Source organism: Psychrobacter aestuarii, assembly GCF_904846035.1.
GTDB lineage: Bacteria > Pseudomonadota > Gammaproteobacteria > Pseudomonadales > Moraxellaceae > Psychrobacter > Psychrobacter aestuarii.
The window spans coordinates 22004-43318 of record NZ_CAJGYT010000001.1 but is presented as its reverse complement, the minus strand read 5'-3'; the positions used below and the strand labels follow the sequence as shown (position 1 = coordinate 43318).

The 21315-nt window shown below is 44.9% G+C and carries 14 protein-coding genes; 7 read left to right on the top strand and 7 right to left on the bottom strand.

The features are described from left to right. Positions 1-237: 237 nt before the first annotated feature. From betA to JMW05_RS00125, 7 genes are all read right to left on the bottom strand, one after another. Positions 238-1932 (bottom strand): choline dehydrogenase, encoded by a 1695-nt coding sequence (betA, locus tag JMW05_RS00155; protein WP_201503417.1) that lies wholly within the window; start codon positions 1930-1932, stop codon positions 238-240. Positions 1933-2044: 112 nt separating this feature from the next. Next, positions 2045-3547: a betaine-aldehyde dehydrogenase gene (betB, locus tag JMW05_RS00150; RefSeq protein WP_201503416.1), complete on the bottom strand. Its 1503-nt coding sequence runs from the start codon at positions 3545-3547 to the stop codon at positions 2045-2047. 86 nt (positions 3548-3633) lie between these two features. Next, positions 3634-4194 (bottom strand): TetR/AcrR family transcriptional regulator, encoded by a 561-nt coding sequence (locus JMW05_RS00145; protein WP_227691376.1) that lies wholly within the window; start codon positions 4192-4194, stop codon positions 3634-3636. 425 nt (positions 4195-4619) lie between these two features. Further along, positions 4620-5432 carry a type IVB secretion system protein IcmH/DotU gene (gene icmH / locus JMW05_RS00140; protein WP_201503414.1) on the bottom strand — a complete coding sequence of 271 codons (813 nt, stop codon included), beginning with the start codon at positions 5430-5432 and terminating at the stop codon, positions 4620-4622. A gap of 44 nt (positions 5433-5476) precedes the next feature. Further along, on the bottom strand, positions 5477-6817 hold the full coding sequence (tssK, locus tag JMW05_RS00135) for a type VI secretion system baseplate subunit TssK (protein ID WP_201503413.1): 1341 nt from the start codon (positions 6815-6817) through the stop codon (positions 5477-5479). A 9-nt stretch (positions 6818-6826) separates the two neighbouring features. After that, positions 6827-7501 carry a hypothetical protein gene (locus JMW05_RS00130; protein ID WP_201503412.1) on the bottom strand — a complete coding sequence of 225 codons (675 nt, stop codon included), beginning with the start codon at positions 7499-7501 and terminating at the stop codon, positions 6827-6829. 27 nt (positions 7502-7528) lie between these two features. Beyond that, a complete protein-coding gene (locus tag JMW05_RS00125) occupies positions 7529-8542 on the bottom strand; it encodes a M15 family metallopeptidase (protein WP_227691375.1) in 1014 nt (337 codons plus the stop codon). A gap of 548 nt (positions 8543-9090) precedes the next feature. Here JMW05_RS00125 and JMW05_RS00120 point away from each other — a divergent pair. The 7 genes from JMW05_RS00120 (at position 9091) to JMW05_RS00090 (ending at position 20620) form a co-directional block, all read left to right on the top strand. Further along, complete coding sequence (locus tag JMW05_RS00120; protein ID WP_201503411.1) at positions 9091-10407, top strand: hypothetical protein; 1317 nt, start codon at positions 9091-9093, stop codon at positions 10405-10407. 95 nt (positions 10408-10502) lie between these two features. Then, a complete protein-coding gene (gene tssM / locus JMW05_RS00115) occupies positions 10503-14441 on the top strand; it encodes a type VI secretion system membrane subunit TssM (RefSeq protein ID WP_201503410.1) in 3939 nt (1312 codons plus the stop codon). After that, positions 14438-15388 (top strand): type VI secretion system-associated protein TagF, encoded by a 951-nt coding sequence (tagF, locus tag JMW05_RS00110; RefSeq protein ID WP_201503409.1) that lies wholly within the window; start codon positions 14438-14440, stop codon positions 15386-15388. Before tssM ends, tagF begins: the two co-directional genes overlap by 4 nt. Positions 15389-15447: 59 nt before the next feature. After that, positions 15448-16281 (top strand): OmpA family protein, encoded by an 834-nt coding sequence (locus JMW05_RS00105; RefSeq protein WP_201503408.1) that lies wholly within the window; start codon positions 15448-15450, stop codon positions 16279-16281. 63 nt (positions 16282-16344) lie between these two features. Further along, entirely contained in the window at positions 16345-19005 is a 2661-nt protein-coding gene (locus JMW05_RS00100; RefSeq protein WP_201503407.1) for a DUF2345 domain-containing protein, read from the top strand. Between the two features lie 4 nt (positions 19006-19009). Continuing rightward, a complete protein-coding gene (locus tag JMW05_RS00095) occupies positions 19010-20113 on the top strand; it encodes a DUF6402 family protein (RefSeq protein WP_201503406.1) in 1104 nt (367 codons plus the stop codon). Between the two features lie 9 nt (positions 20114-20122). Then, positions 20123-20620: a hypothetical protein gene (locus JMW05_RS00090; RefSeq protein WP_201503405.1), complete on the top strand. Its 498-nt coding sequence runs from the start codon at positions 20123-20125 to the stop codon at positions 20618-20620. The last annotated feature ends 695 nt before the right edge of the window (positions 20621-21315 follow it).

The following is a 21315-nucleotide window of genomic DNA, read 5'->3' as shown; positions in this document are numbered from 1 at the left end:
CTAGCTTAATCGCGTTCGCAGGGTGCGGCTGCCCAAAGGGATTATCACGCCTGTGGGCAAACGCTGCTAAGGTAGGTCATACCGATTAAAAAACCGAGTACAGCGCAGGCAAAAACCGCCACGCTGTCTCGCTCTCGTCAGTGTCGTACGCGCCTTGTCGTTATCAGTGCCCGTATTGCGCGAGCGCCGAAATTAAAATAACGGTAAAACAAGGCGCGTCAAGCAAAGATAAAGCACTTATGGCATATAGCGGCGCATCGGCTCACTGCGTAGTAGCGCGCCATTGGCAACATAATAATCCGCCGTCGAACGTGGCAGCTGCACGCCTTTCATCTTATCGGCGATTTTTTCGGCGATCATGATGGTTGTGGCATTTAGGTTGCCGCTGATGATGTTCGGCATAATCGACGCATCAACGACGCGCAAACCATCAATACCATGCACCAAGCCTTCACCATTGACCACCGCATTGTTATGCTCGCCCATCGCGCAGGTGCATGAGGGGTGATAAGCGGTTTCGCCATGCTCGCGCACGTAGTCATCAAGCTGTTGGTCGGTGACCAAATCTTCACTCGGCGAGATGGCCGCGCCGCGATATGGGTCGAGCGCTGGCTGGTGCATAATCTCGCGGGTGATGCGCATCGCCTCGCGGAACTCGCGCCAATCTTGGTCGTGCGACATGTAGTTAAACAAGATGCTTGGGTGCGCGCTTGGGTCTTTTGACGTCAGTTTGACGCGACCACGGCTGGGCGAGCGCAACGAGCCAACGTGCGCCTGAAAGCTGTGCGCGTCACTGGCACTGCGTCCGTCATAACGCACGGCGAGCGGCAAAAAGTGATACTGCACATTGGGATGCGTGAACTCTTCATGCGTACGGATAAAGCCGCCACCCTCAAACTGGTTGGACGCGCCCAAGCCTGTACCGTTGAACAGCCACTCAGCGCCAATGGCAGGCTTGTTCCACCATTTATTGGCAGGGGCAATAGACACAGGCAGCTTACATTCATACTGCATGTACAGCTCGAGATGGTCTTGTAAGTTATTGCCCACGCCTTGTAAATCAAGCACCTCTTTAACGCCCACTTCTTTGAGCCATTGACCAGGACCGATGCCTGAGCGCTGGAGCAGCTGCGGTGAGGCAATCGCACCTGATGACACGATGACTTCGCGCTGGGCATAAAAGTTTTTGGCTTGCCCTTCATGATGGACTTTGACGCCGACCGCGCGTTTGTTATCAAACAAAATCACGTCGGTTAATGCGCCTGTCAAGATGGTGATGTTGTCTCTTGGCTTGGCACGGTCAAGATAACCGCGTGCCGTAGAGGCGCGGCGACCGTTCGGCGTGACAAAGCGATCCATCGGACCAAAGCCTTCTTGCTGATACCCGTTCAAGTCCTCGGTACGTGGATAGCCTGCCTGCACGCCCGCTTCAATCATCGCCTGAAACAGCGGATTGACCCCAGGTTTTGAGGTGGTCATCTCGACAGGACCGCCTGCGCCGTGATAGTCGTTTTCGCCCACGTCACGGTTTTCTGACTTTTTAAAATATGGCAAGCAGTCGAGATACGTCCAGTCGGTCAGCCCGTCAAGCTGTGCCCAGCCGTCATAATCGAGCGCATTACCACGGATATAGCACATGCCATTAATCAGCGATGAGCCGCCCAAGCCCTTGCCGCGACCACAGTCCATGACGCGGTTATTCATATAGGGTTCGGGGTCGGTCTTGTAGCCCCAGTTGTAGGTTTTGCCTTGTAGTGGCATCGCCAGCGCCGCAGGCATCTGCGTGCGAAAATCCAAGCGATAATCAGGACGCCCCGCCTCAAGTAGCAAGACTTTGACATCCGCATTTTCGGTCAAGCGCGTGGCAAGCACGTTGCCCGCTGACCCTGCACCGACAATAATATAATCAAACTCAGTCATACTTGATGACATAACACACTCCACAAGTTATCTAACAATTCAGTAAGCGATATGCCGTAACAGCAAGCGGCAGCACATGACTGCCCGCCTGCCCAGCAAACGAAAAATCAAGAAACGCTACGGCTTAGAATACCGATTCAAAGTCGCCCATCTCGATTTGTACTGACTTGGTTTGGGTATAATGCGCCAGCGTCTGTACGCCATTTTCACGACCAATGCCTGAATGCTTATAGCCACCAACAGGCATTTGCGCGGCAGACTCACCCCACGTATTAATCCAGCAAATACCCGCCTCAATCTGACCGATGATGCGGTGCGCGCGGTTGATGTCATTGGTGACAACCCCTGCGGCCAAGCCGTATTCGGTATCATTGGCACGATTAATCACTTCTTCTTCGGTCTCATAGGTCAAAATCGACATCACAGGACCAAAGATTTCATCTTTCACAATGCTCATATCATCGGTGCAATCGGTAAATACGGTCGGCGTAACGAACGCGCCGTTTGCCAAATTACTGTCAGTAATAGGCTCACCACCAATCAATAGACGCGCGGCAGACGCCTTGCCTTGCTCAATATAGTCCAAGACTTTGTGCTGATGCGTGCTGCTCACGAGCGGTCCCATCGTGACCGACTCATCCATGGGGTCGCCAAGCTTAATGCGCTGTACGCGGGTGACGATTGCTGCTTCAAAGTCTGCCTGCATGGTTTTAGGCACGAAGACACGCGTGCCATTGGTGCAGACCTGACCTGTGCTATAAAAGTTCGCCATCATCGCGATGTCAGCGGCTTTATTAATATCCGCATCGTCACAGACAATCAGTGGTGACTTGCCGCCCAGCTCCATGGTGGCATCTTTTAGTGACGACGAAGCGGCGTCTGCCATCACTTTTTTGCCCGTGGGCACACTGCCGGTAAAGGAGATTTTGGCAATGTCTGGTTGCTGGCTTAGCGCCTCACCCACGCGGTAATCGCCTTGCACCACGTTAAACACACCGTCAGGCAAGCCAGCTTCGCTGAGGATTTCAGCCAATTTAAGCGCAGATAATGGCGTCATCTCTGATGGCTTAAGAATCATCGCGTTGCCTGCCGCAAGTGCGGGTGCTGCTTTCCACATGGCAATCTGAATTGGATAGTTCCACGCGGCGATGCCTGCGACCACACCGAGCGGCTCTTCACGGGTATAGACAAAGCTGGTGTCACGTAGCGGAATCTGACGCCCTTCGATAGCAGGTGCAAGCCCTGCATAGTACTCAATCACATCTGCACCCGTCACGATGTCTACATATTTGGTCTCAGACAAGGCCTTGCCCGTATCTTTGGTCTCAAGTACCGCCAACACGTCATTGTACTCACGCAATTTGGCCACGGCTTTTAGCAGCACACGTCCGCGCTCAATCGACGTCATCGCCGCCCACACCTTTTGACCTGCCAGCGCTGATGTTACGGCATGGTCAATCTCAGCTTGGCTACTTTGTTGTACCACGGCAAGCACGTCGCCTGTTGCAGGATTGATACTGTCAAAGCGCTCGGCGTCTGCCGATTCAGCGACGTATTGACCGTTAATAAAGGCGGTCTGTACGCTATCGAAGTTGATTACGTCATTAATGTCATTAAAATTTGTCATAAATACACTCTTTATTGGTTTGCTTATTGACTTAAAATTTGTGGTCACTCTTTTACATTGGCTCTACGGTGCTGGCTCGTTCAACGTTAGCGTGGCTGCGTCAGCGCAATGAGGCGCTGGTACAAGGCAGCTTTGTTAAAGTTTTGAATGCCTGAAAAATCTGATAACCAAATGCCGTCAGCCGCCAGACGCGCCAAGCACAAATCTTCGGCATCGTCTGTATCCTGATGGCGGGCAAGACGGGCATAAAACCACTCTGACCACAGCTCGCGCAGATGACTGTCACCCAGCATCAACACATACAAGGTCGCCTGATGATTCATCTCGACCTGCCCTTTTTCGCTCAAGCTGATGGTCGCGTTGATATAAGCGCGGGTAAATGCACCATAGGCAACAGGGTCTTGACGCATTGCCTCATCGACCTCTGCTTCGAACTTTGCCACCGCATCATCAAAAACCGCCAAAATCAGCGCGTCTTTGGTCGAGAAGTGATGCATCACGCCACCTTTTGTCACACCGACAGCATCGGCAACGGCCTGAAACGTCACTTTAGACAGCCCTTCTTCTAAAGTGATGCGCGCCGCCTGTTCAATGAGCGCTCGACGAATCAGCTCGGGTTGCTTTTTGCGTTTGTAAGCATTTTCCATAGTCATCAAAACCCTAAATCGGTCGGTACATGGCACAAAAACCGTCGTCTGATTGGGACGATTTTTTGCGTGATTGTGTGGTTTTGGTTAATCACCATGAATGTATTCTTACCAAATAAAAGATACCACACGGTCGGTATTTTACACATGTAGACAGATATTGCAAATGAGCGCGCCCAACGACCCGCTATTTTGTTCATTTATTTGTGATAAGAATCAGGTATTTACTTTGTTATAGCGCCTAGTCGATTACCGCGTAGCCTAGATGGCACTATAGCTATAGAGAAATGCCGCACCGCTAGCAGCTCGCTGCATAATATGCAAAAAATGGTAAGTAACAAATTGTTAATGGAGAAATCATAGTTATAAAAAAAGCATTAGACATGACGCCTAACGCTTTTTTAAGACAAGCTATGAATGCGCAGCTATGGTAAAAATATAGAAATGTGTGCTTGTTCTTTGTTTTCTTGAATGATCTGGTTATATGCGGTCAGCTGAGAGTCGGTATTGTGATTGGTGAAATAATACATAACCCCAAAAATGGTACTCAACAGCAGCGCGATTACCAATATGATCACCCATAATGGCGTTTGCCGTGTCAGCGTATGTTTGATTTGATCAGGAATGGCCCAAAACGGTGCAAACTCATGCTTATTGCCGCGCAGATGCTCAATTTCATCGCCAAGACGCGCAATCAGGTAGCGAATTTTTTCAGGCGCTTCCAGTCGATATTTACCTTGAAAACCGAGGAGCATTGCATAATGATACACTTCAAGTGCAGGCAAACGCTTTTCACCTTGCTCCCGCAAAGTATCCAAGCGCTCAAAAAACTCATTACCCGCAATCTGTGACCCAAACAAATCAAGCTGTAGCGGATTTAACTCCCAAGTGTCTTTTAATGTCTGAAAATTTGCCTCTTGCGCCGTCATGATGGTCTCATCTACCAACGCACAATAGGCGTATTTAGCCTCATGTACATCTTCTGACATGAAACCTTTTTTACGCGCATCAACCTCGAATTTATATAAAAAGTCATATATTTTTTGTCGAAAGTCACTGGGGCTTTGACTAAAGTAGTAATTACGCAGTAAAAAAACGAGATAAAACCCATCGTACATGATATCGACAAGCGAACGGCTGCCTAGGCGCTTTTCTAGTCCATCCATAGAGATGCTAGAAGCCACCTCCCCTGAATCTAAAAGAGAAGGCGTTGCAGTATTGGTACTGTTGATCGACATAAAGATTCCAGCTACTTATATAATGAATGTCTTAATTACTCAGATTATGCAATAGCCATCAGCTCGATTTTAAGATCATCAAAGCCACTTGGTACGTAGACACAGATGGATTCTAGCTTCATCATCTCATCATACATCTCTCCAATTTGCTCAATCATGAAATAAGCAAACCCAGGTCGAACAGGTATTGCACTTGGTACCTGAGAAACGTGAGAAATAGAGCACCCTGGTAGCGCCGCTAAAACACGTTTTTCTACCGCATCTGGCGCGCCAATCTTGAAACGACGTGGAACCAAATCAACCAACTCATGCATTGGCAGACTTGAGCTGACAGACAGATACAACTGAGAGCTGCGAGTGATTTTATCAGTATTCAAATCTCCCAAATAATAAGACGGTTTGATTTGACGCAGTGCAATAGAGATAAAGTTGCTGGCAATCACAGTATTTAAAAGCTCTCGTATGATGGTAATAATACTACCAAAGCACTCATTAACAGTGTCATGTCGGTAATGGGGCAAGTCAGAGACTTTATACAGTGTGCTAAATGTTGCCAGCTGACTGGCGACGCTTAAAAATGCTTCAAACAAGCGTTCAGGATGCAGCTTAGGATGATGGTAGATATGGTTGAGCTGCGCACAAGCCGTATTCAATGTATGTAACAGCCAAAACGAGGCAATATCAGAGGAGCGGAACTCCAAAAGCTCGCTGTTGGATTGACGGTGATGATCATACAGTGAGCTTGATTTGGTCGAAATCATGGTAATCAAGCGATGCAATTGATTGACCAAACTTGGATTGCTCTGTACTTGTAAGCTGGGCACAGTATAGTCATTATCTAATGCATAACCGCCTTGAGTGGTACGAGTCAACTTCGCAAGTAGCACAACAGCGTTGTCATCATGCGCAGGTGTGCTGCTATGACTGAGCTGTATTTGCGGTGCAAGTTTCATGGTATCGATGATTGCATCAGCCGCTTGGCTGTATAAATCTTGAGCCTCAGTAGACACTCTTAAATACCGAGCGCTGTCTTTGGTATCGTCTTTAATATTATGACCATTATGGTGCAGCATATCTAAGTGCAAAAACACAAAAATATCGTCTCGGTTGTCTTTAATATCGAGTGTCAGCGCTTTTGGTAAAACGTCGGTATGTGGTGCTCGATACAGCGCACCATCAGGCAGCACCGCATGAATGTACTCAAAACTGAGCATTCCACTGTCTAATAGCTGCTCATCAATTTTTACGTCCACAATGCCATAAAGATAGGGATGCGTGAGCTGCATACTTTGCGCACGCTGCATATTATGGTAGTTGTCTTGAACTTGAAAATGCTGTGGTCTTAGAAACAGACCCTCACCCCACAATACCTGATTCTTTATCAAGTCCTTCTCCTATGAACACCGTACAAGTGGCTGTTGATAATCGTTAAGTTTTTGCTCAAACGTTGTATTTTTATTCGGTTGAATACCCGATACGATATTGACATCACATGCCCCAACATTAATTTCTAGCGGCGTATCGAAATCGAGACTGTCAAGCGGAATCAAAAATTGCGAGCGCTTTTTGGTATATCTTAGTCCAACTTTTACCGCTATGAACTTGGCGTCACGGGGTATAGCCAGCGTTTGTTCACTTGGTCGCTTTGGAATTAACACCATCTCTTTTTGTGCTAAAGACTCAAGCTCAGAAAACTGCTCTTTTTCTTCTAGAAAAGCGATGTATGCAGTACTTGCTGTGCCTACTTTAGTACGTCCTGCATTGGCGCTCGCAGTAGGATTGAGTTTCAATAGTACTTGCTGCTGTTTCATTTTCTCTTGTAAGGCCTGCTGCTGAGCATTCATCTCAGCGAGCTGTTCTTGCTGCTTAGCAAGCTGCGCTTTGAGTGCTTCTAGCTCACTGTTCTCTCCTCTGGCGCCCACTAAATCTTTGATTTTATCTATTGTTGTCACAGAGTCGTTAGAAGGTTTTTCCGTGGCCGCTTCCATGGTTGAACAACCAGCCAGCCCAAAGGCACACATGCTACTCAGCATCGATATAGTGGTGGCGTGCTTAATAAATGCTTTCATATATATTTTGTTTTACCTGTTTGGTTGTCACTGCTTCGTTAAGATCTCTGCCATTTCTGGGCGTCCCAGCACACCTTTTTTACGCAGCTCAACATGACCTAGATCCATCATTTTCCAATCGCCGCCCCAAACCAGCCCTGCTGATTTGGCCACTTGTCCATAGAGCCGATAGCCTTGCATCGCCCAAGGGTCTTTTTCGGAGATGACGATTTTACCATTACGGATAAAAGCACTGTCAGCGGCCAACCCAAACTGGTGGTAGCTCTTATACGAGCCTGCTTTGGTCACGTGCGTGCCTTGGCTTAACAAGCGAGCTTGTCGTTCTGGGCTGCGATACCCCTCAAGTAAGACCATGTCGTAACCATACTGGTCGTGCATCACTTTATAAACCGTCAGCAGACGCTGCACAAACTCTGAATTCATTTTGTTCCAGTTACGGTCAGCGTTTTTAATATTAATCTGACCTGTGCTGATATGTGTACTTAGTGCCGTATTTGTCGGCATGGTTTCTGAATGGCTTAAAGCAGATAAGTCTGGCGGCGTCTGCACGTTATCAGTCGCGCTTGGCGTGCCAAATGGTGACCAGTCTCCCTCTTGAATTATCGCTGCTTGATAGCTTGCAATTTCTGCATCAAGCTCAGCGAATGCTTCTTCTGGTGGTGCTGGTGGTGGCTGTAATTGCTCACCAGCCAAAAGCTGACCTATCTGAGCATCCGTGGTGACTGTGTCGTCACCATAATGGTGATATACCTCAAGCGAGTGACTGGTAACCAAGCGATAGCACAGCCCAAGTGTCACCACAATCAAACCGAATGAAAATAATGGCAAGGCGGTCTGTGCTTTGGGTATTCGTGGTGTCCACAAAGTGCCAGATGTCCATTTAAACGACTTCGGCGATGCATGACTCATACCCACTGCTATTTGCTGCTGCAGCTTACCGCCAAACCTATAGAGCGATGACTTGATATAGTGACCATCATACAGTAATGCTGTCAGCACCATAGCAACCAGTACCAAACCACAGATAACCAAATAGACCATATCTCACAGCACTTTTACCCAGTTCATAGTCGATTAAAGTTAAAATATTATGTAAAAAGACCTAGGCAACACACATAAACAATCAACATTTATATCATTAATGGATATAGACAAAATTACGCTTTTAACTACAAGCCATCATACACAAGTTGGCAATTATAGATAAAAAAAGACCAAATTCCAACAAAAATACCTGTTTTACATCAATTTTCTCTAAAAAGCTGCAAATCTCTTTTTACAAAAAATATAACTCCAGTTCACTATCATGGATTTCTTATAAAATAAGTTAATTATTTTTAGTAGAAAAAGTAACTAAAATACCATAGAATACCCTTTTTTTACGAACAAATGGCTTATTTTAGCAAAAGGAATAGTAGGTGCTTTTAAAAAAAACACTAACTTATGTACGCTATTCTTTGATAGCGGTACTGGTTCTGTATTTCGCTGTTGCTTGGATGTACTTTAAAGACAATGCATCTGAGCTGACATTAGCAGGTATTGTTATATGGTTTATGCTGTTTCCATTGCTCATATTGATAAGCGTAGGTTTGACTCATTGGTATCAGAATAAACCTGCCCCAAACAATGACATGACCTCGGACGCGCCTGCCAAAGCGCCACTACCCCAACAAAAAGCCCAACCCAACCGCCATTTGCTGATGTCTAGTCAAGTGTTATTGCCAGAAGGTAATCATTGGTCTGAGATAATCGACAATACAGATGATGTCACACAGCTGAATCGAAGTATTACAGACACTTTTGGGCTCCCGTTACTCACGAAACCTATTACTGAGATTGAAGAGGCTTTGCCCTTGCAGACCGTTGACGGTGTAGTGCCTAGCGATACTTTGACTGAGCGTCTGTGGGCGCTGATTTATACCCAGCTGTCACAGCATGACGAAGCACTACAGGTTATCGGTGAGCATCTACTGATACAAACAGAACAGCACATCGATACCCAAACCACAACCAGTATCCACCCCGAATGGCAACAGACAGACAGTTTGCACATGCAGCAAGAGTCATCAGCCGAAGCGACAGAGCCTGCCATCGCTATTCTTGAGTTATACCTATGTCTGCCTGCTGATAGTGATAAAGAGTTTTTACGCACTACTATCCAGTCATTAATGACAGAATATGGTATCCATGCAGAAGCACTCAAGCTACAGCTGCTGAGCGCTGAGCCTGTTGACAATACTCCATTGGCTTTTATCAGTGATGTGCTGTGCTCAGTTGCAGATAGCAACCAACCACGCGTAGGGATGCTATTGATAGCAGATACGCAGATTGACCAAGACTGGCTGGATAATGAGAGCGATAGGATCCTCAGTGAGGGGATGATACCCACGGAGGCTGCCAGTACACTGATGTTTTGCAATCCATCAGCGGCGCAGTTACTGGCGTTTGATGCGTTTGTGCCTATTCACTTCACCGCCACCACCGCATTGCCTATGCAGGTGAATACAGCGGATGATCAAAGATTGCGATACAAGCAGCTATTGCCAAAAGCCAAGCAAACTTTGTTGCAGCAAAATATGCTGCCACAAACCACAGCAGACGTTGAACATCATGAGCGCGATGATACAGAGCAGCCTCTCGTACTTATTTCTGATCTAAACGTAGTACAGCAGGCGGGTGATATGGACGCCTTTTTTAAATTTACAGATGATTTAGCGCAGCAGAGCTTTACGGTTAACGCTCATCATCTGGGACACCATATGCCAACCAATCCTTGGCTCACCTGCTTTATGCCCATCTGCTTATTGACGCAATATGCCAATGACTTCGCAAATACTGAAGAAACCTTGCTTGCTGTTATAAGGCATCCAACTTGCTGCAGCCTTTGGCAAGCCAATGCACATTAATCCATATCCCATAACGACTTTACTTTTCATACACTCACTAGGTAGTTGATATGTTTTCAGGCTTTTTTCATCTTATATATCACCCTAAAGTATTGATGGCTTTAGCTGCCATTGTTGCTCTCGTCTTATTGTATGACTACGTTGGCTTGACGACATTCATTGTCATTTTAGTCGCTGTAGTCGCAACTGCGGCTATTGCTTTTTTTGCTTATCGTTGGTGGCAAAAAAAACAGGCTGCTGGTGAGCAACTCGCTGATTTAATTGAAGGTGGCGAGGCAGACAACAATCCAGATACGGCTGCTAAAGACGCTAACAATCAAGAAATACAATCACTACGCGAGCAAATGCAAGATGCGATTAAAACCATTCGTAAGTCTAAAATGGGAGATCGTACTGGAAATGCTGCGTTGTACGAGCTGCCATGGTATATGGTCATCGGCAATCCAGCGGCAGGCAAGAGCTCAGCGGTACTGCATTCAGGATTGAAATTTCCTTTTATGGAAAAAACCGACACCTTATCTGTCAAGGGTATTGGCGGAACGCGTAACTGCGACTGGTTTTTTTCTACCGAGGGCATTTTGTTAGACACAGCAGGGCGTTATTCTGTTTATGAAGACGACCGTTCTGAGTGGCTGTCTTTTTTGGGATTATTAAGAAAAAATCGTCCAAAAGCCCCTATTAACGGCATCATTATTACCGTGAGTATTGCTGACCTTACTCAAAATGATCCCAACTACGCGCTGGATCTGGCAAAAAATTTACGTAGCCGCGTCCAAGATGTCACGGAGCATCTGGAGGTACATGCACCTGTTTACGTTTTGTTTACGAAGATGGATCTTATCTCTGGGTTTCGCGACTTTTTCAATGACTACGAACAAGAAGAGCGCGACCAAGTTTGGGGAGCTACCATTCCCTACCCTGAAAACCCCGATGAAATCAATATTACCGACATCTTCGAGACGCATTTTAATACGCTTGTCGACGGTCTAAAAGATTTGAGCACTACCAAACTTTCTTTACGTCACCAGCGTACCGTATCCCCAAGTTTGATGACCTTTCCCATGGAATTCCAGTCGCTGCGACCTATGATTCGCACGCTCATTCATGCTTTGTTTGAAGACAATCCGTTTCAATTTAAGCCTATTTTACGTGGATTTTATTTCACCAGTGCTTTGCAAAAAGGTCAAGTCAATAGCCAAATGACCGCGCAAATGGTTAAAAATTACAACTTATTGCCGCCTGCTGTTCCTTTAAGCAGTGCACAACCGAAGAACAATCAACCCTACTTTTTACATCACTTATTCTCAAAAGTGATTTTAAAAGACAAACATCTGGTAAAGCAGCACAAAAATCGCAGTAAGCGCAGTTATCGCGCTGGCGCCACATTGGGCGCTGTCGTGGTACTATGTGCTGCCTCATCCTTGTGGACGTGGTCTTATGCCAATAATAAGCAGCTGACTGAGCGTGTCTTGGCAGATTTACAGCAAGTTGAAGATATCCAAAGTACTGCTAATGGTAGCTTGCAAGAACAACTGGCATCTTTGATTATTTTGCAAAGCCGTATTGAGCAGTTAGAGCGCTATGATGAAGACACCCCTTTGTCACTGGGCTTTGGTCTTTATCAAGGCGATACACTCAAGCAAAAACTGCTTGAAGAGTATTACAACGGTATCAATATTATTTTGCTCAAGCCCACCAAGCAAAGCATTGAGCAGTTTTTAACCCAAGTAAACAACAATGCCGACCAGCTGGAGAATAAAAGCACGGCTCAAGCCGCAGCAGAAACTGCGCCTACTGAAAATACGGGGAAACGGTATACCGAGTCTGATCCAACCAATGTTGAAGACGCTTATAACGCTTTAAAAGCTTATCTCATGCTTGCCAATCATGAGCACTTAGAGACCAGCCATTTAAGTGATCAAATGACCCGCTTTTGGCGCAGCTGGCTTGAAACCAATCGTGCAGATATGCCTGAAGACAAGATGATTCGTCAAGCAGAACGCATCCTAAGCTTTACCCTATCCCATACTCATGATGACAACTTCCCCTTGATTGACAATGATTTAGGACTGGTAGACAGTGCGCGGGCGACCTTAACCAAGGTCAGTAAAGGGCAGCCTGCGCGTGAACGCGTGTATGCTGAGATTAAAATGCGTGCCTCAGCACGTTTTCCGTCGGTCACAGTTGCGCAAATCACCAAAGACTCAGTCACGAACGTTTTGCTTGGGAGTTATGCCGTATCGGGCACATTTACCAAAAGCGCATGGACCGATTTTATTAGTGATGAGATTGATAAAGCGGCAACCACAAAAGTTGTGGCAGACGATTGGGTGCTTGCGACCAGTGGACAGGATGATTTGACACTTACAGGCAGTCCTGAGCAGATTAGAAAATATCTGGTCACACGCTACAAACAAGAATACATCAGCGAATGGCAACGCTTTTTGTCACAAGTATACATCCGTGATAGCAAAGATTTTCAAGACCATGCGGTATTACTAAGCCAGCTCTCTGACCCGAAAGATTCGCCCCTGATGGTGTTTTTTAAGACCTTGGATGAACAAACCCATTGGGATGGTGTCGCGAGTGCAGTAGATGAAAGTAACCAGCCTTTAAAGCGCTCTTTTTTAGACTGGTTTAAACAAACCATTTTGCGTCAAGCGCCCTCTGAGGTGCAACAGGCTGAAACTGCATTGTCTGCCAACCGTTCTTCAGCGGCAGGCTCAGCGCCAGCACAGGCATCAGGTGCTATCTCTCAGGAGTTTTCGTTTATCCATGCCCTCGTGGTCAAACGTGAAGACAATCAAAATGCATCTTTACTACATCGCTACTTGACCAGCTTGGGAGATATTCGTACGCGCTTTAACAACATCGCGCGTAGTGATGACATTGGACCTGATGCGCTCTTATTTGCCTCACAAACACTAAGTAGTGAGGGCTCTGAGCTGACCAAGTCACTACAAATATTAGATGAGCAAATTCTAAGCCAAGCCAATTCTGAGATAAAACCGAGAGTCAGACCACTACTGAGTGAGCCGCTCACACGCTCGTTTAATATGCTATTGACGCCAACCAAAGCAGAAATCAACAAGGTATGGCAAGCACAAGTACAGTTGCCGTTTACGGAAAATCTTGCCAAAAAATATCCCTTTACCAAAAACGCTAACTTAGAAGCCACGCCTGCAGAGATTGGTCAATTTTTTGGTCAAGATGGCTATGTGTCGAAATTTGTTGAAGGCACTTTATCACCGTTTATTATCCGCCGCGGCGACCAAATATCCAGCAAAATTTGGAACGGTGCTGGTTTGGGTCTGAATCCTAAATTTGTTGCCGATTTTGGTCGTTATTTTATCAATTATACAGGTGGTGGTCGCAGTGATAGCGGCGCAGGCAACACAAGTGCTGCCAAACAGACCACATTTCAAATCATGCCGTTACCTGTCAGTGGTCTGACAGAATACACCATCATCTTGGACGGTCAACAGCTCCGCTATCGTATGGGTGCGCAAGCATGGACAACCTTTGTCTGGCCAAATCCCAGCAGTCAGCCTGGTGCTAGCATCCGTGCAAAAGACTATGATGGCAAAGACTACACCGTATTAGAAGAAGCAGGTAGCTTTGGCGTAGAGCGCTTTATCAATACAGCACGTCGCACCAAGCTTGAAAATGATGTGGTTGAAATGACGTGGACAGGTGATGGTATTAGTATTCCTGTACGTTTTAGAATTATTAGCGGCAGCGATAGCACTTCAAGCCAAGGTCAATCGGGCAACCCTTTTACTGGACTTAAACTGCCTGAAGAAGTCATTGGTCTGGGTGTTACTCGTACAGCAAATCCTATTGGTGACAATAGCAATGCTAAAAATGCATCTACGACAACCACCAATGCAGGCGCAGCAAACAGCAATAGCGCCGCGCCTGTAACAGAGACGAGTGACACCTCTGCAACCAATAGCACAACAAATGCCACCTCCACAGAAACTACCAGCCGTCCAGCAGCGGCGTCGACAACGCCTGAGGAGACCGCACCATGATGTCCGACACTCAGCTGCCCTTGAGTTACTTCGGCAAATTGCCTGCGCGTGGCGACTTTGTGCGCGCGCGGCACAATGTGGCCGATATCGAAAACATTGATCGTTGGGTCAGTGATGCCATACGACTATCAGGCACACTCACAGAAACTTTGAATACATTGAGTTTTAGCCACATCGATACGACAGCACAGCAGGTCATTACAGGAAGTATGCTTGCCAGCCACGACAGCAGTGGGCGCAAGTATCCACTGATCGGCTTTTGCGTACTGTACTTGGAAAAACCCAAACAGTGGATGAATTACTTACCCACAAAAGCACTGCCCATTTGGACAGATATAGATACCGCTCTTAATCAGGTTGTCAGCAGCCCAAGCGAGCATGTGACAGACCTACTGAGCAAACACACCGTTTTGATTCATAGCAGTAGCAGCCCTCATTATTATGACTTTATTAATAGCACAACACTAAATGATATCGCTGCTTATAAAGATAGTGACAAGCAAGCTATTGCGCAGCAAATCATTGCAACTGGTCTCTTGTTTTTACCAACTTATACCAAAGGCTTTCATGGACTGAACAAGACCTTGTGCTGGACATTGGGACATGACAAAGACACCGCTGTTGGCTTAGCCACGTTTTGGCATGACCTGATACATGGCTTTTATCAGCCACACGAACTGCATCTAAATACCTATTTTTATAAACGCCAGGGTATTTATCAGCTGTTTATCAGCTTTGGACAGCCAGACAGTCATTTGTTGGCACAAATTACCGATACAGACACCGTGTTTCATGAAGACTGGGTCATGATAGACGACAGTCAATGGACACAAGAATATATTGATGAAGATATTGGACTGACCCGCTTTAGTCATATGCTACTACGTGAAGACAGCTTTTTGTATGACGTACGCCAGCTGTTTAAAACTGTATTTTTGGCGCAATAAGTTTTGCTCTTTCATTGTTTATTATGCCTTTGGTCACTACTGATAAAAGAGATGTCGTTATGTTGATTTCTAATTTAATCCCTTCACGTAGCAGCAAAACCAGATGCTACAAAAAAGGCATCTGTGCGCTGATAGCGACCAGTGTCTCTGTCAGTATGTTGGTGCTCGCCGACCAGCATGAAACCGTGGACAACAGCAGTATTCCTGTGGTTATCAAAGGGGTGGTCGCCACACAGTCAGACAAGCAACAACTGATTGACAAGCTACAAAAACAGTATCCCAACCGCACCGTCACCGATGAGGTGGAAGTACGCTCTAGTATTAACTTGCCGACCAATTGGCAGCAAGTGACGACTTCTATCATTGATAGCGATATTGCTAACATCCGTCAGGGTCGTATTGATATCAACGGTACGACCATCAGCCTACATGGCAAAGTCAATAGCCATGAACACAAACAAGCCATTCAAAATCGTATCCATACGCGCTTGACCGATTTGTACCAGCTTGAAAATAATTTAGTGGTGGTTGAGGGCGAGCAACGCTTGATTGATGAGACGCTTGGCGACCGCATTGTAGAGTTTGAGTCAGGCAGTGCCAATCTGACACCGCTTGGTTTGGGTATTTTAGATGACATGGCAGACGCGCTGGGTCGTGTCGGTGATAAGTCGGTTACTATTACAGGTCATACGGACAATACGGGTAACGCCAATGCCAACTTGCTGCTGTCCAATCAGCGCGCTGAAGCAGTTAAACAATATCTTATCGGTCGAAATATCGATACGTCAAGGCTGAGCACGGCAGGCAAAGGGGATACCGATCCCATCGCTACCAATGATACCGAAGCTGGGCGCACGCGCAATCGCCGTATTGAATTTACGGTTAACGATTAAATAATCTCTACTTAGCAGCGCACTTTTTTCAAGATATACCAACAAGTTACAGGGACACTTGTTATGTTTCGTCTTATCAATACTGTTTTGCCCATGCATGGTGATAGGCTGTATACCAGTGAGCGCAGCACACAGGCAGCTTATGCCAGTAGTGTGTTAGAAGTTACTTCACATCAGCAGTGGCAGCAGTCATTAATCGAAGCGCACAATGAAGCGAAAATATTACAACTGCTTAATGCAAACGAGGCAGACAACGCCGAGCAGCATGGCATAGACACCTATGTTATCCATGCCTATATCCATGAGCAGCACCATACGCCGTTTACCTCGGTAGCACCACTCATTGGCTCGCCACTGACCATCAGCTACGAGACGCCAAATGGTATGGCATATCGTCATTTGCATCTCATTGCCATCAGACAGATTGATCACGAAGGCAGCTATGGCTATTACCGTCTACTGGCGCAGCCTATCACTCATCAATTACACACGCATCAGCGCGCACATGTGGATATACAAACCGATGTTATCATCATGACCGCAGAGCGCCTATCAGTAGTAGATGTCAGTATAATTGATGACGCCAATCAAACCTGGACGCCTGCACGTATGACGCAGTGGCAACAAAGCGACTGGGCGCATATTTGCGAGCGTTTATCGCGTCAAGGTCTAAGCGCTTATCTGCGGCATGAGAATACGCCTGAGCACAGTCCGCCGACCCTCGTGATTACCAATGCCCAACCTACTGAAGACGATACTATCAGTCGTAATCTCGGTGCAATTCGCTATCATCAAGCGTTGCATGACCGCGTACAAGCACCCGTCTTGAGCCTAAACCAATCCGTTCATGTGATACCTGCGCATGTGTATGCCGATCGCTTTGATGTGACAGGCGTGACGCACAGCAGACAACAAACGATGAGTGCGCCTGTCTACGATGCCTCAGTCGTCTCATCGGGACTGACCATCGATACTCCTGCGGCATTTGCGCCCGTGATTGATACCCATAGCGTGGATGACGCGCAGATATTGACCGACGCCATTCATACTCAGCACCATCACTATGATGCTTTATCTGTGGTGAATGACTTGGGAGTTGCAGACACCTTTCACTTAACAGGACATGACAGTCTTAATCAGCATTATCGCGTAACCCATATCACCCATCTAGCGCGCAATAGCCTAGCGCACATTACAGGATTGACACTAAGCACGCGGCATCAACAGCGCCATGCTTCCATGCTCGACGCGGGTAGCCACTTAACCCAGCTGCGTCTTATTACCGCCGACACACCGTGGGTTGGAACGCTATACACCAGACCATACGTTCCTGCAATGACAGGACTCACCGAGTCGCAAGATGACAGTGATAGCCGCAACCACATGACTCCAACTCGCATGGCGGTCATGGATACCAGCGCCCAGCCTATCCATCGGTTAGAAGCACAGGCAGGCGCAAGTTATGGCACGCACTTTACCCACCGCGCTGAGGATCAAACCCTTATACAGTCGATTGGTGATGGCGAGCATTTAATCAATGCAGGCAGCCTACTGTCTGAGATGCGTCCTAGCCTCTTTGCTACTGAGAACGAGCAAGCCATTGAAAGCGGCTATCGTCATCAAGAGAGTGGCGCACTCACGGAATGGGTCACTGACCATCGAGACATGCAAGCGCACTCTCAATGGCAAGTCAAAGGCAGCACCACGTCACAGGTAAAAATGGGCATCATTGACCCCGCTACAGACACCACTGCCAAGCGTGACGGCATACAGCTATCGACAGACGCACAAATTAGCATCAAAACAGGCAAAGCACTGTCACTCTCAACATACCCACAAACGCATCTGCAATCTGGAGAGCATGACTATCAGCACCACACCCCGACCCTTACCCAAACTGCCCTTGGTGGACAACACTTGGCTGAACGCTTAACACAACTGGCAAAGGGACTGGGTAAAGCCGTCAATGACCATAACGACATTAAAACCCAGCTAGAGACTATCAGTGAGGAGCAGCAAACCAAGACGCATCAAGAGACGCCCTTTACCCTGATAGACAGCGCTGCCGATATCAGCTACAGCAGTACAGAGACCCTCATTACCCGTACTATGGGTGAGATGCTCAGTACAACCCAAGGTGACTATATACTGACCAGCGGTGACAGCTACAGCCAAGTGAGTAACGAAGCCATGACCACTGTCGCTGATGGCAGCATCAGTATGACGAATGCTAAGGATAATATCCTACTCTCCGCACATACAGGTAAGCTTGAAGCAACGGCAAAACAGGATGTCAATATTGCCTCCTCGACCCAAGCGGTCGAGGTGGTGGCGAATGATAAGATCACGCTTACCGCAGGCGGTGCCAGCATCGTCTTAGAGGGCGCAAATATTACCATCAGTGCCAATCAGTTTACGGAAAAGGCAGGTAAGCACAGTAAAGCGGGTGGCGGAATGGATGGGCTTGGGTTGGCGGGGTTGCCTAAAGAGCTACTAAAAACTACCGACAGCTTGTTAAGTCTTATATATGGCGAAGGTTTTCAACTGTTAGAAGAAGAAAGCAAACAACCTATAGCAGATCAAGACCTATGGATTAAAAGAGCCAACGGTGATATGGAATTCATTAGAACCGATCGAGAAGGCAAAACTCCACAAATCATCGAAGATAAACAAGAAGATATTATTTTATTAACCCCCCCTCAGTTAGAAGTATTTATTGGATAACCATATGTCAAATAGTCATGAAATATCATTAATATCTTTTAAGAAGAATCTAGATGGAACCATATATTTAACCGGTATAGAAAAAAATACCAAAAAAAAATTTACTTTAAAATGCACTGCCGAACAGCTTTGCCAAACTACGTTAACGCCCAACAATAAAAACAACAAAAAAACTATTAACTCAAATCTATTTAAGCTTACAGATATACCTTCAGTAATGCGTAAAAAGCAATGGAATAAAGCTGCATATCTTAATGAAAAATGGTTAAATGGTGTAAATCTATCGATGAATCCTGAAGAAAAAGGTCAATGGTCAGAAGTAAGATCTAGTCTTATTTTGTATGAACCTAAGATATTTAATCATCAATGGCTTAAAAAATTTCAAAGATATAGAGATGGTGTAAATGCACTAGGAAAAACATTAACAAGTGCAGCTGCAAGCAAGCAATTTGAACTAGCAATTGACAAAAAAAACATAATACAATCAGTGTCTATTGGGAAAAAATATACATATAGGAGCAACTACGATGAATTAAAAAAAATAACAAAAAGTTCTGAAAATAATTCAAGACTTCTTAAAAAATTTCATAAGAAATATCAATTTCAATTTTATACTATAGATAAAGGAATTATTTCACAAACCAATACTTATATATCAAATAATTATGAAATTGATGATCTTTGGGCTACTTTTGGCTCTTTTGCTATTTATGCTGCTATAGGAGACTACACAATAATACCAGAAACCAATGGCTATAGAGTTATTATTGATTCTTTTATATGCTATGCAATCGATAGTTACGATTTTATTATCAAGGGTGGTAATCCGGACGACTATCTAGGTCATTGGAACAAAGAAAATTTTGACTTTAATGTTTTAATAAAGGATAAAGAAAATAATATAAACACTCATAGACATTCAAGAACAGGTGAATATTATAGTACATTTATTCCGGAGAAAATATTATATCCAGTATTCAATAGACATTATCAAGAATATAGAAAATTATACAATAAAGGTCAAGATATGGTAGTTTGGACTGAAATAACTGAAATAACTATGCGTAATATGGAAAGAAAATATAGAGAGTTTTTTATAAGTAAATAAGGATTTATAGTGAAGCTATTACTAATAACTTTTGGATTTATAATATCTGTTACAATTTCTATTTTTTTTATTACAACCTTAAAGGCAAAAAAAATAGAGAGCAATTTTATAAATTCAGAAAATTGCAATAAGTCATCGACAAGAGAATTTAGAAACGGGAATAGTATTGAAAAAGAGTATATTCTTTATCGATGTAGAATAAATCCAAATATTAGAACATTATATATATATGCTGACGCAAAAACAAATGAGGCGGTTTACTCAAAAATAATAAACACTGATTATGAATCTATAGAAGGAGCTTCTCCGAGAGTGTGCGAAATTGGAGCTATAGAAGCTGATAATAAAAATATATATGAAATATGTTATATTTTAATAAATTATGAGAATATATTTGGATTTAGAAAAGAATTCTTTTTCAGCACTCCAATAAGAGTCCGCAACATAGATACTACAAGAAAAGATTTAAGAGAAAATACAATAGATAGCATAGTTTATCAAAATTAATCATTGACTTAGCTAATATTTATTTAATGGCATATAGGTTAGAGAAGACATATTTAAAAATAGTGATAGACGTAACCACATGACTTCAACTCGAATGACGGTCATGGATGCCAGCGTCCAGCCTATCCATCGGTTAGAAACGCAAGCTACGGTACGCACCTTGCCCACCGCACCAATGATCAAGCTCTCATAATAAAACATGATGGATTAACAGAAAATGGTATTCCTTTCGTTTCTGGGGCTCGAGGTGAAGAGACAAACGGATATGCGCTTTGGCGTAATGATGGTGGTCAATATTTACCAACAGCTGCTGACACGCCTACAGAGCTACCCTCACATATGGCAATATTTCGTAAAAAATAGCAACCTATTAAGGTTCTATAATAGAGCTAATTATGAAAAAAAGACTATTTTAATATCTTTAGCCTCAGTATTATTTATTATTTTTGCAGTAATCTTATACAAAAGTACAGTTAATATGAAAGTATTTAATCACAGTAAAGAAAGTTATGAAGAAATTTTAAAAACAGAAAAACACCAGAATTCTGATAATCTTGAGTATGTAAAAGTTATATCAAATAAAAAAAATAAGTCGTACAAATTGGCTTCCATGGAATCAACCCTCCTAAAAACTCTCATATAAGTTTGTACTCCAATTCTTTGAGCCATACTATTTATGATGGAGAATATCAAGA

Bases quoted from the DNA above. Each gene is read 5' to 3' on its own strand.
- betA (WP_201503417.1), bottom strand. From the start codon at position 1,932: ATGTCATCAAGTATGACTGAGTTTGATTATATTATTGTCGGTGCAGGG.
- betB (WP_201503416.1), bottom strand. From the start codon at position 3,547: ATGACAAATTTTAATGACATTAATGACGTAATCAACTTCGATAGCGTA.
- JMW05_RS00145 (WP_227691376.1), bottom strand. From the start codon at position 4,194: ATGGAAAATGCTTACAAACGCAAAAAGCAACCCGAGCTGATTCGTCGA.
- icmH (WP_201503414.1), bottom strand. From the start codon at position 5,432: ATGTCGATCAACAGTACCAATACTGCAACGCCTTCTCTTTTAGATTCA.
- JMW05_RS00130 (WP_201503412.1), bottom strand. From the start codon at position 7,501: ATGAAAGCATTTATTAAGCACGCCACCACTATATCGATGCTGAGTAGC.
- JMW05_RS00125 (WP_227691375.1), bottom strand. From the start codon at position 8,542: ATGGTCTATTTGGTTATCTGTGGTTTGGTACTGGTTGCTATGGTGCTG.
- tssM (WP_201503410.1), top strand. From the start codon at position 10,503: ATGGCTTTAGCTGCCATTGTTGCTCTCGTCTTATTGTATGACTACGTT.
- tagF (WP_201503409.1), top strand. From the start codon at position 14,438: ATGATGTCCGACACTCAGCTGCCCTTGAGTTACTTCGGCAAATTGCCT.
- JMW05_RS00105 (WP_201503408.1), top strand. From the start codon at position 15,448: ATGTTGATTTCTAATTTAATCCCTTCACGTAGCAGCAAAACCAGATGC.
- JMW05_RS00100 (WP_201503407.1), top strand. From the start codon at position 16,345: ATGTTTCGTCTTATCAATACTGTTTTGCCCATGCATGGTGATAGGCTG.
- JMW05_RS00095 (WP_201503406.1), top strand. From the start codon at position 19,010: ATGTCAAATAGTCATGAAATATCATTAATATCTTTTAAGAAGAATCTA.